Here is a 12,749-nt window from a genome sequence, read left to right on the forward strand (position 1 = left end):
GGACCCCATGGGGTCCCGGCCCTTCGTCATGCCCGACCGCGCCCGGCCGGACGGGTCACTCGGCGACGGTCATGACCGTCAGCTGCTCGTGGATGCGTATCCGCAGCGTGTCGGGTGCGCGCTCGCTGCAGGAACGGCGCACGAGCTGCTTCACGAGGTCCTCGACGCTCAGCTCCGCCAGGCACGGCGAGCAGTGGGCGACGTGCGCGCGCATGCGCGTCTCGTCCTCCGGCGTCATCTCGGAGTCCAGGTACTCGTAAAGGTGTTTCAGTGCGTGCTCGCACTCGGACTCCCCCGCCGTGTCGTGCGGGATGGGTTCGATGTTGTTCACTGCGCACCTCCGGGCGCCTGGCTGACGAGTCCTCGCTGGGCGGCATAGTCGGCGAGGAGCTCACGCAGCTGCCGTCGTCCGCGGTGGAGCCGGGACATCACCGTCCCGATCGGAGTTCCCATGATCTCGGCGATCTCCTTGTAGGGGAAGCCCTCGACGTCGGCGTAGTACACGACCATCCGCCGATCCTCCGGGAGCTCGGCGAGCGCCCGCTTCACATCACTGTCCGGCAGCCGGTCCAGCGCCTCGACCTCCGCCGATCGCAGGCCGCGCGACGTGTGCGACGCCGCGCGCGCGATCTGCCAGTCCTCGACGTCCTCCGCCTGGGACTGCTGCGGTTCCCGCTGCTTCTTGCGATAGCTGTTGATGAACGTGTTCGTGAGGATGCGGTACAGCCAGGCCTTCAGGTTGGTGCCCGGCCGGTACTGGTGGAACGCGGCGAACGCCTTGGCGAACGTCTCCTGCACCAGGTCCTCGGCGTCCGCGGGGTTGCGCGTCATGCGCAGCGCCGCCGAGTAGAGCTGGTCGAGGTACTGGAGCGCGTCCCGCTCGAACCGCGCGGCGCGAGCCGTCGCGTCCTCCTCCTGCGGGGAGCGCTCGGTGCTCTCGTCGTCGCCGTCCGCGCCCGTGGTATCCGGGCCGGTCACGGTGCTGGGCTCAGTGGTGCTCTCGGCCGCGGTCGCTTCCGTGGATCCGACAACACCCTCGCTCGCGCTCATGCCGGGGCGCGCCCCGACCTCGGTGCCCGGCTCGTCGGCACCCTGGTTCTGCTCGCGGGAAGTGTCAGTCATCGCACTCGAGCCTAGCCTCGTCGGCCAGCCCGTGTTCGCCAGGGCCGCCGACAGGGCGTCCGCCGTCGCCTTCGCCGAGGACAGCACCTGGTCGACGTCCGTGCCGAGCAGGTGCGGCGGGACCGCGCCGAACATCACGGGCGCCACCTGCGCGCCCGACGTCGAACCCGCGGTCACGCCCGACATCGGGTTCGTCCCCGCGCCGATCACTCCGCCGGTCACCATGTCGGTCGTCATGTCGGTCGTCATGCCGGCCGCCGTGCCGGTTGCCGTGTCCGTCACCGTGTCGATCACCCTGCTCTTCACCAGATCCTTCTCGAGGCATCGCTCCACGAGGGGTTCAACCCTCGCCCGCTGCGGCGAATTCCCGGCGTCCCCCGTGCCGCCATCCTGCTGCATTCGTCGCCCTGATCTGCCAAGGTGGAGGCATGCTGCTTCGACACATCGCGCGACCCCTGCTGGCATCGTCGTTCATCTACGACGGAGTGCAGGCTGCCCGGAACCCGAGCGAGCACGTGGCCGCGGCCAGGTCCGGGTCCGCCCTGGCCACCCAGGCGCTGGGCGCCGAACCGCTCAGCGAGAAGCAGGTCACCACGCTCGTCCGCGCCCACGGGATCGCCACGGCGGCCGCCGGCACGCTGCTCGCGCTCGGCAAGGTGCCACGCGCCTCCGCGCTCGCGCTGGCCCTGCTCACGCTGCCGCTCGCCGTGGTGAACCAGCCCTTCACCGCCCCGAAGGAAGAGCGCCCCGTGCGCACCGACCGGTTCCTGCACAACCTCGCCTCCGTTGGTGCCGCCCTCATCGCGGGTGCCGACCTCGAGGGCCGGCCGGGGCTGTCCTGGCGGGTCCAGCAGGCACGTGCCGCACGCGCGGAGGCGAAGGCCGCCGCGGTCAAGGTCTGACGCACGGCGACACGGAGCCGCTGCTCCGGCGCGGTCCGCGATAATCTCGGCACATGACCTCCTCCACCACCGCGCCCGCACCGACTTGGGAGGCGCCGCTCGCCGGCGCCCCGCTGGACGCGACGGTCGAGGTACCCGGCAGCAAGTCCCTCACCAACCGGCTCCTGGTGCTCGCGGCGCTCGCGGATGGGCCAGGCACCCTGCGCGGTGCCCTGCGCAGCCGGGACGCCGACCTCATGATCCGCGCCCTGCGCACCCTCGGCGCCCACATCGAGGTGGGTGACCACCCGAGCACCCTCCACGTGACACCCGGCCCCGTGACCGGCGGCACGGAGGTGGACACCGGCCTGGCCGGGACCGTCATGCGGTTCCTGCCCCCGGTCGCGGCGCTCGCCGACGGCCCGGTCCGGTTCGACGGTGACCCGGAGGCCCGCGTCCGCCCGATGCTGCCCGTGCTGGCCGCGCTGCGCACGCTCGGTGTCACGGTGCACGACCCGGAGGCCGGGCCGGAACACGCCGACCTGCCCACCCATCTCCCGTTCACCGTTGAGGGCCGGGGCAGCGTGCCGGGCGGCGCCGTCGACGTCGACGCCTCGGGGTCCTCGCAGTTCGTCTCCGGCCTCCTGCTCGCGGCCGCGCGTTTCGAGCGCGGCCTCACCCTGCGGCACATCGGCGCCACGCTCCCGAGCCTGCCGCACATCGAGATGACGGTCGCCACGCTGCGCGACGCCGGCGTCGTGGTCGACGACTCGCGTGACGGCATGTGGGGCGTCTCCCCGGGGCCGATCGCGGCCCGCGACGTCCGCGTCGAGCCCGACCTCTCCAACGCGGCGCCGTTCCTGGCCTCCGCGCTGGTGGCCGGCGGCACCGTCCGTATCCCCGGCTGGCCGACGCTGACCACCCAGCCCGGCGCCATGGTTCCCGAGCTGCTGGAGCGCATGGGCGGCACCTACACCCTTGCCGACGGCGTCCTCGCCGTGACGGGGACGGGCGAGATCCACGGGATCGACGTCGACCTGCGTGCCGGGGGCGAGCTCGCACCCACCTTCGCGGCGCTGGCCGCGCTGGCGGACTCCCCCTCCAGGCTCCGCGGCATCGCGCACCTGCGCGGCCACGAGACCGACCGCCTGGCCGCGCTGGCCCGCGAGATCACGCGACTCGGCGGACAGGCCGAGGAGACCCGCGACGGCCTGGTGATCACCCCCCGGCCGCTGCACGGCGACGTCGTGCGCACCTACGCGGACCACCGCATGGCGACGTCGGCCGCACTGCTCGGGCTGCGCGTGCCCGGCGTGCGGGTGGAGAACGTCGGCACGACGGCGAAGACGCTGCCCGACTTCACCGGCATGTGGCTCCGCATGCTCGGCTCGGCCTCCTGATGAGCGCTTGCTGATGGGACCCGCCTGATGGGCCGCCGCGGCATCGACGAGTCGGACTTCCGCTCCCGCCCGTCCAAGCGCGGCTCGCGCCCCCGCACCAAGCGGCGGCCCGAACACTCCGACGCCGTGACCGGCCTGGTCACCGGCGTGGACCGCGGGCGGTACACGCTCCTGGTCAAGGATGCCGACGGCGGCGCGGCCGGCACGCCGGCCGAGCGGACCGTGACCGCGATGAAGGCCCGCGAGCTGACCCGCACCCGAGTGGTCGTCGGCGACCGGGTGGACGTCGTCGGCGACGTGTCGGGCGGCGAGGGTTCGCTCGCCCGGATCGTGCGCATCCAGGAGCGGACCTCGACGCTGCGCCGCACCGCCGACGACACCGACCCGTACGAGCGGATAGTCGTCGCCAACGCGGACCAGCTCGTCATCGTCACGGCGCTCGCCCAGCCCGAGCCGCGGACCGGCATGATCGACCGCTGCGTCGTCGCGGCCTACGACGCGGGCATGTCGGTCCTGCTCTGCCTGACCAAGGCCGACCTGGCCTCCCCCGACGCGCTGCGCGAGCTCTACGAGCCGCTCGGCGTCGAGGTGGTGGTGACCCGCAGGGAGGCGTCCGGCGACGAGGCCGACCGGGCGAACGTCGCCGGCGAGACGGCCGGCGGCATGGTCCTGGCCCCCGAGTCGGTCGAGGAGGTCCGTGAGAGGCTGCGCGGCCTCGTGTCCGTGCTGGTCGGCCACTCCGGCGTCGGCAAGTCCACGCTGATCAACGCCCTGGTGCCCGACGCCAAACGGGCGACCGGTGTGGTCAACGACGTGACGGGCCGCGGCCGGCACACCTCGACGTCCGCGGTCGCGCTCGCCCTGCCCGCGTCGCCGGCGGACGACGCGTCCGCCGACACCTTCGACGGCTGGGTGATCGACACCCCGGGTGTCCGCTCCTTCGGCCTCGCGCACGTCGAGGTGTCGCACCTGCTGCGGGCCTTCGACGACCTCGACGACGTGGCCCAGGAGTGCCCGCGCGGCTGCACGCACCTCGCGGACGCGCCGGACTGCGCGCTCGACGAGTGGATAGCGGCCTCCCCGGAGGACGAACGGCCCGCCCGTACGGCCCGGCTCACCTCGTTCCGCCGCCTGCTCTCGTCGCGGACCGGCTCGGACGCCTGACCGTGACCGACTTCTCGCGCCACGGCGCGATGGACGTCTCACGCTACGCCGCGGTGGACGTGCAGTACCTGGACGACGGCGGGGCACGGGCGGCGCTCGTCGTTGCCGAGGACGCCGCGTTCACCACTCTCGTCGACGAACGTACGGTGCTCGTCGAGCAGGTGGCGGCATACCAGCCCGGCAGGTTCTACGAGCGCGAGCTGCCGGCCCTCGAACGGGTGCTGTCCGGCGTCGCGCCGGTGGACCTGCTGATCGTCGACGGGTACGTGGACCTCGACCCCGAGGGCAGCCCCGGGCTGGGCGCCCACGTGGCCTCGGCCGGTCTGGCGCCCGTCGTCGTCGGGGTCGCCAAGACCCGGTTCCACACGGCGACGCATGCCGCCGAGGTGCTGCGCGGCCTGTCGGCCCGGCCGCTGTACGTCACGGCGTCCGGCATGCCGGTCGACGACGCCGCGGCCCTGGTGCGCGCCATGGCGGGCGAGGCGCGGTTCCCGGACGCGCTGCGCCGCGTCGACCGGCTGGCGCGTGGGGCGGTACCCGCCGCCTGAGGCTCAGGGCCGACTCACGCCTGGGCTCACGGCTGGAGGAACATCCAGCGGTGACCCTCCACGTCCTCGGCGCGGTACAGCCTGCCGTACGGCGCCTCCTCGATCTCGGAGAGCAGACCGGCGCCGGCCGCCTGCGCACGGGCGAAGTGGGCGTCGATATCGGCCACGCGGACCAGCACCCCGTCGATCACCCAGGGCGTCGACAGCCACGCGTCCGCCGCCGTGCAGTGCTTGCGGTGCGCCGCCGGGCCCTCGTACGACGCGAGCTCCGACAGCATCACGCGCCCGCCGCCGGCGTCGAGCTCACCGTGGGAGAGATGGCCGTCGTCGTCCAGCCAGCGTTCCGCCTCGGTGAAGCCGAAGGCCTCGATGAGCCAGTCCATGGCGGTGACGCCGTCCTGGTAGGACAGCATGGGGATCACTGCGGGTTCTGTAACGGCTGTGGGTTCGGACATGACAGACCTCCTCGCTCTCGAACAAATGTACGAGTCTTTCGCCGATCTGTCGAGCGGGGCGTGTCGGGTGTCCGCGCCTACACGACCTGGAAGCCAAAGAGCTCGACGGCCCAGGGGTCCAGCCGGCCGGCGGACGGGCCGCCGTCGTCGGCCCCCTCGATGTTGAACCCGAAGAACTCACGCAGGGCGTGCTCCCCCAGCTCCAGCGGGTGGAACGGCAGGGCGTAGTCGCCCCCCGCCGGGTGCCTGCCCGCCCAGAACGGCTCCTCGAACGCGAACCGGTCCCCGGTGTCCTCGAGCACCCCGTCGTCGGGCGACAGGCTCAGGGAACGCACCAGGGCGCCGTCCTGCCACACCGCGAAGGCGAACCAGTCGACGGCGCTGTGCATGGCGTGCAGGTAGAGCGTGCGGCCGAGGCTCGCGTCGACCAGGTGCGCGGGCAGCTGCGAGGGCCGGTCGAGCATGAGCGCCTGGTCGCACAGGACGTCCACCGCCGGCGTCGACAGCGCGCACGCCCGCCCCTGGGGCGGGAACACCGCGTCACCGAGCTCCCACGGTTCCTCACCGTCCGGCTGGATCCGGGCCGGCGGCCACAGCAGGCCGAGCAGCTCGGCCGCGCCGGCCTCGTCCGCGAACTCCGCCGCGTCCGCCAGCCCGTCCGCCACGTCGCCGTCCGCATACACGAGCATCGCTGTCTTGGCGCCCATCTTGTCTCCCGCCCTCGGCTGCTGTGGCTGCCCTCGGCGCCCCGCCCCGGCGCCGCACACGAGAGTACGGGCACCCGCCGACATCGCCACCGGACCCGTCTGCGCGGTCGAGGCTCGCACTCTGCCCAGCACGCGGCAGACTGAGCACATGCGCATCTACGTGCCCGCAACGCTCGACGAGCTCGACGCCGTCACCCACACCTCCGCGGCTGCCCGCTGGACCGTCGCCCCGCGCCGCGTGCACGCCGTCACGAAGGACCTCGAGGCAGCGCTGCCCGACGAGGACGCCGAGGGGCTCGAGTACATCGCAGCGCTGAACGCCGCCGACGACTCCCTCGCGCTGATCGCCGGCCGTCCCGACGCCGCGCACCAGCGCGTGGTCATCACGGTGGAGGTGCCGGACACGGCCGTCGGCCCGGTCCGGGGCCCGGCCTCCGGGAACCCTGACGACGACGAGGCGGTCGCCTCGGAGGTCGAGGTCGTCAGCACCGTCGAGGGCGTTGCGATCGTCTGCGTGCACGTCGACGAGCTGGAGGCCGCCGGTGACATCGCGGACGTGCTCGCGGCGGCGGACGAGGAGAGCGACGCCGAGTCGACCGCCGACGTCGGCGCGGAGTCGGACACGGCGCTGGACGAGGCGCTGCAACGCGTCACCGATCGGGACCTGCTCTGGTACGACTGGAGCGAGATCAAGAACATCCCCCGCGCCTGACGGGACCTGCCCACGAAGGCCGCGGGGTCCGAGATACCGCGGCCGCCCCAGCCAAAGGACGCTCACCCCAGGTAGTCGAGCGCTTCCTTGTGCAGCTTGCCGTTGGTCGCGATCGCGTTGCCGCCCCACGGCCCCGGCCTGCCCTCGAGGGACGTGAACGTGCCGCCGGCCTCGGTGACGATGGGCACGAGTGCCGCCATGTCGTACACCTCGAGCTCGGGCTCCGCGGCGATGTCGACCCCGCCGTCGGCCACCAGCATGTACGACCAGAAGTCGCCGTACCCGCGCGTGCGCGCGCAGGCCCGCGTCAGGTTGAGGAACCCGTCGAGCGAGCCGCGCTCCTCCCAGCCGCCGAGGGACGCGTAGCTGAAGGACGCGTCCGCAATCCGGGAGATGCCGGAGACGGACATCCGCGAGGCGGCGGCGAGGGACTTGCCCGTCCACGCGCCCGAACCCTTCGCCGCCCACCAGCGGCGACCCAGCGCCGGCGCGCTGACCAGGCCGACGACGACCTCCTCGCCGTCGGCGAGGGCGATCAGCGTGGCCCACACGGGGACGCCGCGCACGAAGTTCTTGGTGCCGTCGATCGGGTCGACGATCCAGCGCCGCGCGCCGTTGCCGGCGGAGCCGTACTCCTCACCGACTATCGCATCGCGCGTGCGGGCGCGGGCGAGCTGACCGCGGATGAAGTCCTCGGCCGCCCGGTCGGCGTCGCTGACCGGCGTCAGGTCCGGCTTGGTCTCGACCTTGAGGTCCAGCGCCTTGAACCGAGACATGGTGATGGAGTCGACCTGGTCGGCGATCACGTGCGCCAGACGCAGGTCGTCGGCGTAGTTGTCCTTCGTCATGGCGGCCACGCCCACAACCTAGCGCCGGATCTCACTTTTCCGCCGCCGAGCCGCGCCGATCGGGACGATTGTCACGCGGGGAGCCCCCGAGCGGTTGGCGCCGGAGCCGTCAGACCGCCGCGGGCACCAGCTCCCGGACCCGGCTCGCGAGCCCCACGAACGCAGCCCGTGCCGGGGAGCCCGGGGCGCACTCGGCGAGCACCCGGCCCGCCAGCAGTGCGGCGTCGAGGCCCACCGGGTCGTCGGGCACGAGGTGCACGTCGTCGACGCCCGCGTACCGCGCGAGCGCGTCGCGCACCTGGGACTCGGCCCGCCGCCCGACGGCGGAGTCGCGGACGCGGTTGACCACCACGAGCCGTGCCGCCGGCACGGGCACCGCGGCATCACGCAGGTCCTCCAGGCCCCGCACCAGGCGCTGCAGACCGACCGGATCCGCACCGCCGACCACCACGACGACGTCGGCCGCCTGCAGGGCGCTCAGGGTCGCGCCGTTGCGCTGGGGCGCACGCGTGTCGTACATGAGCAGCTCGTCGGTCTCCAGGACGGGGCCGCAGTCGACGACGGTCCACGCGGCGAGCTCGCGACACCGCTGGAACACCATGTCCAGCGAGGCGGCAGGCAGCTCCGGCCAGCGGGACGCCCGCGTGATGCCGGTCAGCACCCGCACACCGGGCAGCACAACGGGGCTGTGCCGGGCGAGCGACACGACGTCGAGCACGCCCTGCCCTGCCGCGCGGGCCGCGGCCGCGAGGCCCGGTGCGTCGTCGAGCAGCCCGAGCCGAGAGGTCACCGACGACGCGTACGTGTCGGCGTCGGCCAGCAGGACCGAGCGGGCGCCGTTCGGCGGCGCCGCCGGACGCGTCCGGCGCAGCAGGCCGGAGCGGCGCGGAGCGGCGGTCCCGACGCCGGCGAGGGCCGCGGCGAGCTCGATGGCGGTGGTGGTCCGGCCCGGCGACCCGACAGGGCCCCAGACCGCGATGATCGTGCCGAGCCGGCCCCCGAGGTCGGGCACGGTGGCGACGGGCGCTGCCACCTCCGGCGCGTCGCCACGCACAGCGGCGACGAGGTTCTCCGCGTCCCCCTCGGCCACCACGACGTCGCAGCCAAGTCCCGCGAGGCGTCCCGCGGGGGTCGCCCGGTCCTCGAGGGCCACGACCCGCAGGCCCGCACCGCGCAGCCGCGCCACCGCCTCCCGGTCCAGGCCGGGCAGGTCCCCCGAGACGACGGCGGCCGTCCCGGCCCCTGCCTCGGCCGCCGCGAGAAGCTCTGCCAGCTCCGCGCACCGGCGCGCCACGGTCACCCGCGGCTGCGCGCCGAGCACGGTGACGGCGTCCGCCTCCACCTCGGGGGCGTGCACCGCCAGCAGCACGGTGACCGTCCGCTCCTCGCTCATCCGACGCCACCCGCCACCGGTACGACGGCGACCGTGCCGGAGTCCGACAGTGCGCTCAGCACCGTCGGTAGCGAGTCGGCCGGGACCAGGACGTGCAGGGTCACCGTGCCGTCGACGATCATCCCGCCCTCGTCGGCATCCACCTGCTCGACCACGACGTTCCGCGCGAGCGTGCTCGGCGCCGGCCTGTCGTCGGCGGCGTCCGGCGCGATCGGGGCGTCCGGCACGAACCACAGGTCCACGACCGCGCCGGCACGGATCCGGTCCGAGAGGCCGGAGGCGACCGGCACCGCCACGGACCGGACGTCGGCATCGGCGCCGAGCGCGGTCAGGGGGACCAGCTCGCCGTCGTCCACCACACGGAGCACCACGAGGTCGGCGGGCAGCGGCTCGTCCGCGGGAAGGTATCTGCTCGTCCCGGCACCGAGCCGGACGTCGACGGCACGGAGCCCGTCGATCGTGAGGGGCTCGCCGGGTGTCAGCGCACCGTCCGCGACGAATGCCGGGACGGTGCGGCTCGCCGACGACACCACCCACGAGCCGAGCGCCACCGACACCGCGACGATGACGACGCCGGTCAGCAGGCGCGGATCACGCCAACGTGGGCGGCGCAGCCGCGTGGCCACCGGCTCGGGGAGAGCCTGACCCGGGCCCGGAGGTACCGGGGCATACGTCATCTCGAACCTTCCGCGTACTTTGGTGGACTTTGGTTAGACCTTCGCGTACAACTTCGCGTACGAGTCGAAGCGACGATCCGGACAGAATGGCGCACAGCGTAGGCAGAGCGCCGGAACCATAGTGATCGAACGTCGCCGATCCGGCATCAGATAGACACTTCTTGTGGATAACCCCCTCATGTCGGTGTCTCGTGCCACACTGTTCCCATGGAAAAGCGCTTTCTCTCTCTGGCCGACGTGGTCGAGACCCTGAACATCTCGATGGCCCAGGGCTATGCACTGGTTCGGACCGGCGACCTTCCCGCCATCCAGGTGGGTCCCAAGAAGGTATGGCGCGTCGAAGCCGCAGAGCTCGAGGCATACATCGAGCGCATGTATGCAAAGAGCCGCGAACGGCTCAAGGGCTCGGCGACCACGGACGCCTGAAAGGCCCTCAGCGGTACACCGACGGGACCGGACGCACTCGATGCGGAGCGACACCGGTCCCGTTCTCCATTTAGGAATTTGTTCGGGATCCTGAAGGATCTTGAACGATTCAGGGCGCCTCGCTGACGACCAGCAAGGCACTGAACGGAACCAGCCGAGTTCCACGATCATCGAGTACATCGATGTCGAGGTGGTCCCGCCCGACCCGCGCGATCCGGCCGCCCACGATGCCGCTCAGCGTGCGCACGGTGACCCGTGCCCGGTCCCGCTGCAGCGCACGTAGCACCGGGCCCAGCCCCAGCGCGGCACGCCGCGACGTCGCCGGCGCCGCCTGCCGGGCAAGTCCGTGCACCCCGGTGAGCGCCGCCAGCGGTACGAGGTGCTGGACGACCGGCTCGGGCCGGACGCCCTGCACCAGCGCCCACTCGTCCGCGGCCTCCCGGACGACGCCGCGTAGCGGGGCGCCGGCGAGCAGCTCCAGCGTCACCACCGCCCCGACGACGGCGCGGAACCGGTCCGCGAGCGTCATCGTCGCGTGCTCGGCGCGCGTCATCTCGGAGACCAGTGCATCGGACTCGGCCGCCGACTGCGCGCGGGCCTGCGCCTCGAGGTCCCCGAAGAGCGCCTCCCAGCGAGTGGGACCACCCGGGTGCATGAATGCCATGAGGTCACCCTGCGTCATCCACAGCCATCCTGCTCTCCGGTGGACACCCCAGCGGCACCGAGGTTGAATATCGATTGTCGGCGCGCATCAACAGCTATCAACAGCGTGAGAATGAGCCGATCGAATCAGTAGCCGACCACCGCAGGGAGAACCATGACGAACAGCGCCCTCCCGGAAACTCCACCGGTGTACCGCGCCAGCCCCCGTCCCGGCGGGCACACGGCGCGCACCACGCCACCGACGAGCGCTCGGCGCGGCCTGGCGGGCCTGGCCACCCTCGCCGTCACGTTCACCGGCGCCACCGGCGCGCTCGGAACACGCACCTGGCAGGTCGGCTCGGAGCTGGGTGCCGCGCTCTTCCCGGTCGAGGACATCGTCGAGCTCGCGACGGTCGCAGCGGGCACGATGCTGGCCGGCTGGGTCGGCCTGCATGCGTTCCTGGCCCTGGCCTGTGTCGTGGCGGGCCGCTGGGGTCCGCGCTGGGCGGCGGGCGAACGAGCCGTCGCCCTGCACGCGCCGGCCGTCGTGCGCCGCCTCGCCCGCGCTGCCGCAGGTGCCGGTGTGGGACTTGCCCTGACGGTGCCTGCCGCCGTGGCGTCGGACCTGGCGACCGGGGCAGACCCGTCCGTGGACGGCGGCGCTGCCGTCGTCGTCGACCTCGGCTGGCAGCCGACCGAGCGCCAGCCGGCGGACCGGACGGGCGCTCGTGCGGCCGACCACTCGGCCGCGTCGAGCGACCGGCCGAGACCCGAGCGATTGTCGCTGGTCAACCGGGGCCAGCGCACCGGGGCCGGGCGCGAGCCGCTGGTCGTCGTCGAACCCGGTGACACGCTCTGGGCGATAGCGGCCGGCAGGCTCGCCGCCGAACAGGCGGGCACGCCACCGGCCGACGCCGAGATCGCCGCCGCCGTCACGCGGTGGCACCACGCCAACCGTCAGGCGCTGGGCGCGAACCCCGACCTGATCCGCCCCGGCATGGTGCTGCGCGAGCCCTGACCGGGCGACGCCCGGCCGCGGCGCCTCCGCCATCCCCTCCCGCCTCACCCCAGGAGACCCCATGACCACACTCCCGCAGGACCCGCCGGCCCGGAGCGCACCTGGTGCCGCGCGGCAGGTACGGCCGACCGCGACAGCCCGCCGGGCGCCGGTCACCCGTGCGGCCGCCCCGGCCACGCCGGTTCGTCGGCCCGCCACGCCGCAGGTCGGGCCGGTCACCGGGCCGGGGATCGGCCGGCGGATGCGGCGGATGCGGATCGGCGGGACGCCCTACCCGGACCTGCAGAACGCGGCGGCGGCCCTCGAGGCGGCGGCCGGCCGACCGGCCCCCGAGCCGGACCCGGACCTTCCCGACCCGACCGCGCAGGTCTGCCGCGTGGTCCGTGCCGCCGTGGAGGTACTACGCGGCGAACGGCCCGCGGCACAGCTCGCACGCTGGGTCACCCCGCAGGTCTACGACCAGCTCCTGGAGCGCGGAAGGCTCATGCGTGAGGCGCAGCGAAGCGCGCCGCCGCGGCCCAAGGCGCATCCGGCGACGGTCCGGCGCGTACGGATGGTGCGGCTGGGCACGTCGTCCGCCGAGGCGACGGTGATCCTGCACGACGAGGGCCGCGTCCGGGCAGCGGCAGTCCGGCTGGAGGCTCGGCGCGGGGTCTGGCGGGTAGCGGTCCTCGAGATCGGCTGAGCCGGAGGTGCAGCGCAGGGTGCGGGCCGAGGAACGAGGCACGCGCCCGGAGCGGAACCGCAGGCTCAGCC

General features: G+C 73.4%; 16 protein-coding genes. 8 read left to right on the forward strand and 8 right to left on the reverse strand.

Annotated features, from left to right (window positions below; all coding sequences use genetic code 11):
- Positions 1-55: 55 nt before the first annotated feature.
- Entirely contained in the window at positions 56-331 is a 276-nt protein-coding gene (gene rsrA / locus ACFWE2_RS20025; RefSeq protein ID WP_377225966.1) for a mycothiol system anti-sigma-R factor, read from the reverse strand.
- A complete protein-coding gene (locus ACFWE2_RS20030) occupies positions 328-1,122 on the reverse strand; it encodes a sigma-70 family RNA polymerase sigma factor (RefSeq protein WP_377225978.1) in 795 nt (264 codons plus the stop codon). Before ACFWE2_RS20030 ends, rsrA begins: the two co-directional genes overlap by 4 nt.
- A gap of 428 nt (positions 1,123-1,550) precedes the next feature.
- Here ACFWE2_RS20030 and ACFWE2_RS20035 point away from each other — a divergent pair, with 428 nt between their 5' ends.
- From ACFWE2_RS20035 to ACFWE2_RS20050, 4 genes are read left to right on the forward strand one after another with little or no spacing between them, the layout of a single operon-like run.
- On the forward strand, positions 1,551-2,024 hold the full coding sequence (locus tag ACFWE2_RS20035) for a DoxX family membrane protein (RefSeq protein ID WP_377225967.1): 474 nt from the start codon (positions 1,551-1,553) through the stop codon (positions 2,022-2,024).
- Positions 2,025-2,077: 53 nt separating this feature from the next.
- Positions 2,078-3,403 (forward strand): 3-phosphoshikimate 1-carboxyvinyltransferase, encoded by a 1,326-nt coding sequence (gene aroA, locus ACFWE2_RS20040; RefSeq protein ID WP_377225968.1) that lies wholly within the window; start codon positions 2,078-2,080, stop codon positions 3,401-3,403.
- A 27-nt stretch (positions 3,404-3,430) separates the two neighbouring features.
- Positions 3,431-4,567, forward strand: a complete 1,137-nt coding sequence (locus ACFWE2_RS20045; protein ID WP_377225969.1) for a ribosome small subunit-dependent GTPase A — start codon at positions 3,431-3,433, stop codon at positions 4,565-4,567.
- 2 nt (positions 4,568-4,569) lie between these two features.
- A complete protein-coding gene (locus ACFWE2_RS20050) occupies positions 4,570-5,115 on the forward strand; it encodes an endonuclease V (RefSeq protein WP_377225970.1) in 546 nt (181 codons plus the stop codon).
- Positions 5,116-5,141: 26 nt separating this feature from the next.
- On the opposite strand, the gene ACFWE2_RS20055 is transcribed toward ACFWE2_RS20050, so the two are convergent.
- Both ACFWE2_RS20055 and ACFWE2_RS20060 read right to left on the reverse strand, forming a co-directional pair.
- Positions 5,142-5,570, reverse strand: coding sequence for a VOC family protein (locus tag ACFWE2_RS20055; protein WP_377225971.1), 429 nt, complete (start codon positions 5,568-5,570; stop codon positions 5,142-5,144).
- Positions 5,571-5,647: 77 nt separating this feature from the next.
- The gene (locus tag ACFWE2_RS20060) at positions 5,648-6,277 is read right to left on the reverse strand and encodes a DUF6928 family protein (RefSeq protein ID WP_377225972.1); all 630 of its coding nucleotides are present in this window, start codon (positions 6,275-6,277) and stop codon (positions 5,648-5,650) included.
- 148 nt (positions 6,278-6,425) lie between these two features.
- On the opposite strand from ACFWE2_RS20060, the gene ACFWE2_RS20065 reads away from it, so the two are divergent.
- Positions 6,426-6,989 (forward strand): DUF6912 family protein, encoded by a 564-nt coding sequence (locus ACFWE2_RS20065; RefSeq protein WP_377225973.1) that lies wholly within the window; start codon positions 6,426-6,428, stop codon positions 6,987-6,989.
- A 62-nt stretch (positions 6,990-7,051) separates the two neighbouring features.
- On the opposite strand, the gene hisN is transcribed toward ACFWE2_RS20065, so the two are convergent.
- The 3 genes from hisN to ACFWE2_RS20080 all read right to left on the reverse strand — a co-directional run bounded on the left by hisN (position 7,052) and on the right by ACFWE2_RS20080 (position 9,907).
- Positions 7,052-7,837, reverse strand: a complete 786-nt coding sequence (hisN, locus tag ACFWE2_RS20070; protein ID WP_377225979.1) for a histidinol-phosphatase — start codon at positions 7,835-7,837, stop codon at positions 7,052-7,054.
- A 109-nt stretch (positions 7,838-7,946) separates the two neighbouring features.
- The gene (locus tag ACFWE2_RS20075; protein ID WP_377225974.1) at positions 7,947-9,230 is read right to left on the reverse strand and encodes a CpaE family protein; all 1,284 of its coding nucleotides are present in this window, start codon (positions 9,228-9,230) and stop codon (positions 7,947-7,949) included.
- A complete protein-coding gene (locus ACFWE2_RS20080) occupies positions 9,227-9,907 on the reverse strand; it encodes a hypothetical protein (protein ID WP_377225975.1) in 681 nt (226 codons plus the stop codon). The genes ACFWE2_RS20075 and ACFWE2_RS20080 overlap by 4 nt, the downstream gene beginning before the upstream one ends.
- 207 nt (positions 9,908-10,114) lie before the next feature.
- On the opposite strand from ACFWE2_RS20080, the gene ACFWE2_RS20085 reads away from it, so the two are divergent.
- Positions 10,115-10,333, forward strand: a complete 219-nt coding sequence (locus ACFWE2_RS20085) for an AlpA family transcriptional regulator (RefSeq protein ID WP_116673897.1) — start codon at positions 10,115-10,117, stop codon at positions 10,331-10,333.
- Between the two features lie 109 nt (positions 10,334-10,442).
- Here the strand turns inward: ACFWE2_RS20085 and ACFWE2_RS20090 are convergent, their stop codons facing one another.
- Entirely contained in the window at positions 10,443-10,997 is a 555-nt protein-coding gene (locus ACFWE2_RS20090; protein WP_377138617.1) for a hypothetical protein, read from the reverse strand.
- 186 nt (positions 10,998-11,183) lie between these two features.
- On the opposite strand from ACFWE2_RS20090, the gene ACFWE2_RS20095 reads away from it, so the two are divergent.
- Together ACFWE2_RS20095 and ACFWE2_RS20100 are read left to right on the forward strand one after the other, a co-directional pair.
- On the forward strand, positions 11,184-11,993 hold the full coding sequence (locus tag ACFWE2_RS20095; RefSeq protein ID WP_377225976.1) for a hypothetical protein: 810 nt from the start codon (positions 11,184-11,186) through the stop codon (positions 11,991-11,993).
- A 61-nt stretch (positions 11,994-12,054) separates the two neighbouring features.
- Positions 12,055-12,678 (forward strand): Rv3235 family protein, encoded by a 624-nt coding sequence (locus tag ACFWE2_RS20100; protein ID WP_377225977.1) that lies wholly within the window; start codon positions 12,055-12,057, stop codon positions 12,676-12,678.
- Positions 12,679-12,749: the final 71 nt, after the last annotated feature.

The sequence above is a fragment of the Promicromonospora sp. NPDC060271 genome, from assembly GCF_042726755.1.
In the GTDB taxonomy this organism is placed as follows: domain Bacteria; phylum Actinomycetota; class Actinomycetes; order Actinomycetales; family Cellulomonadaceae; genus Promicromonospora.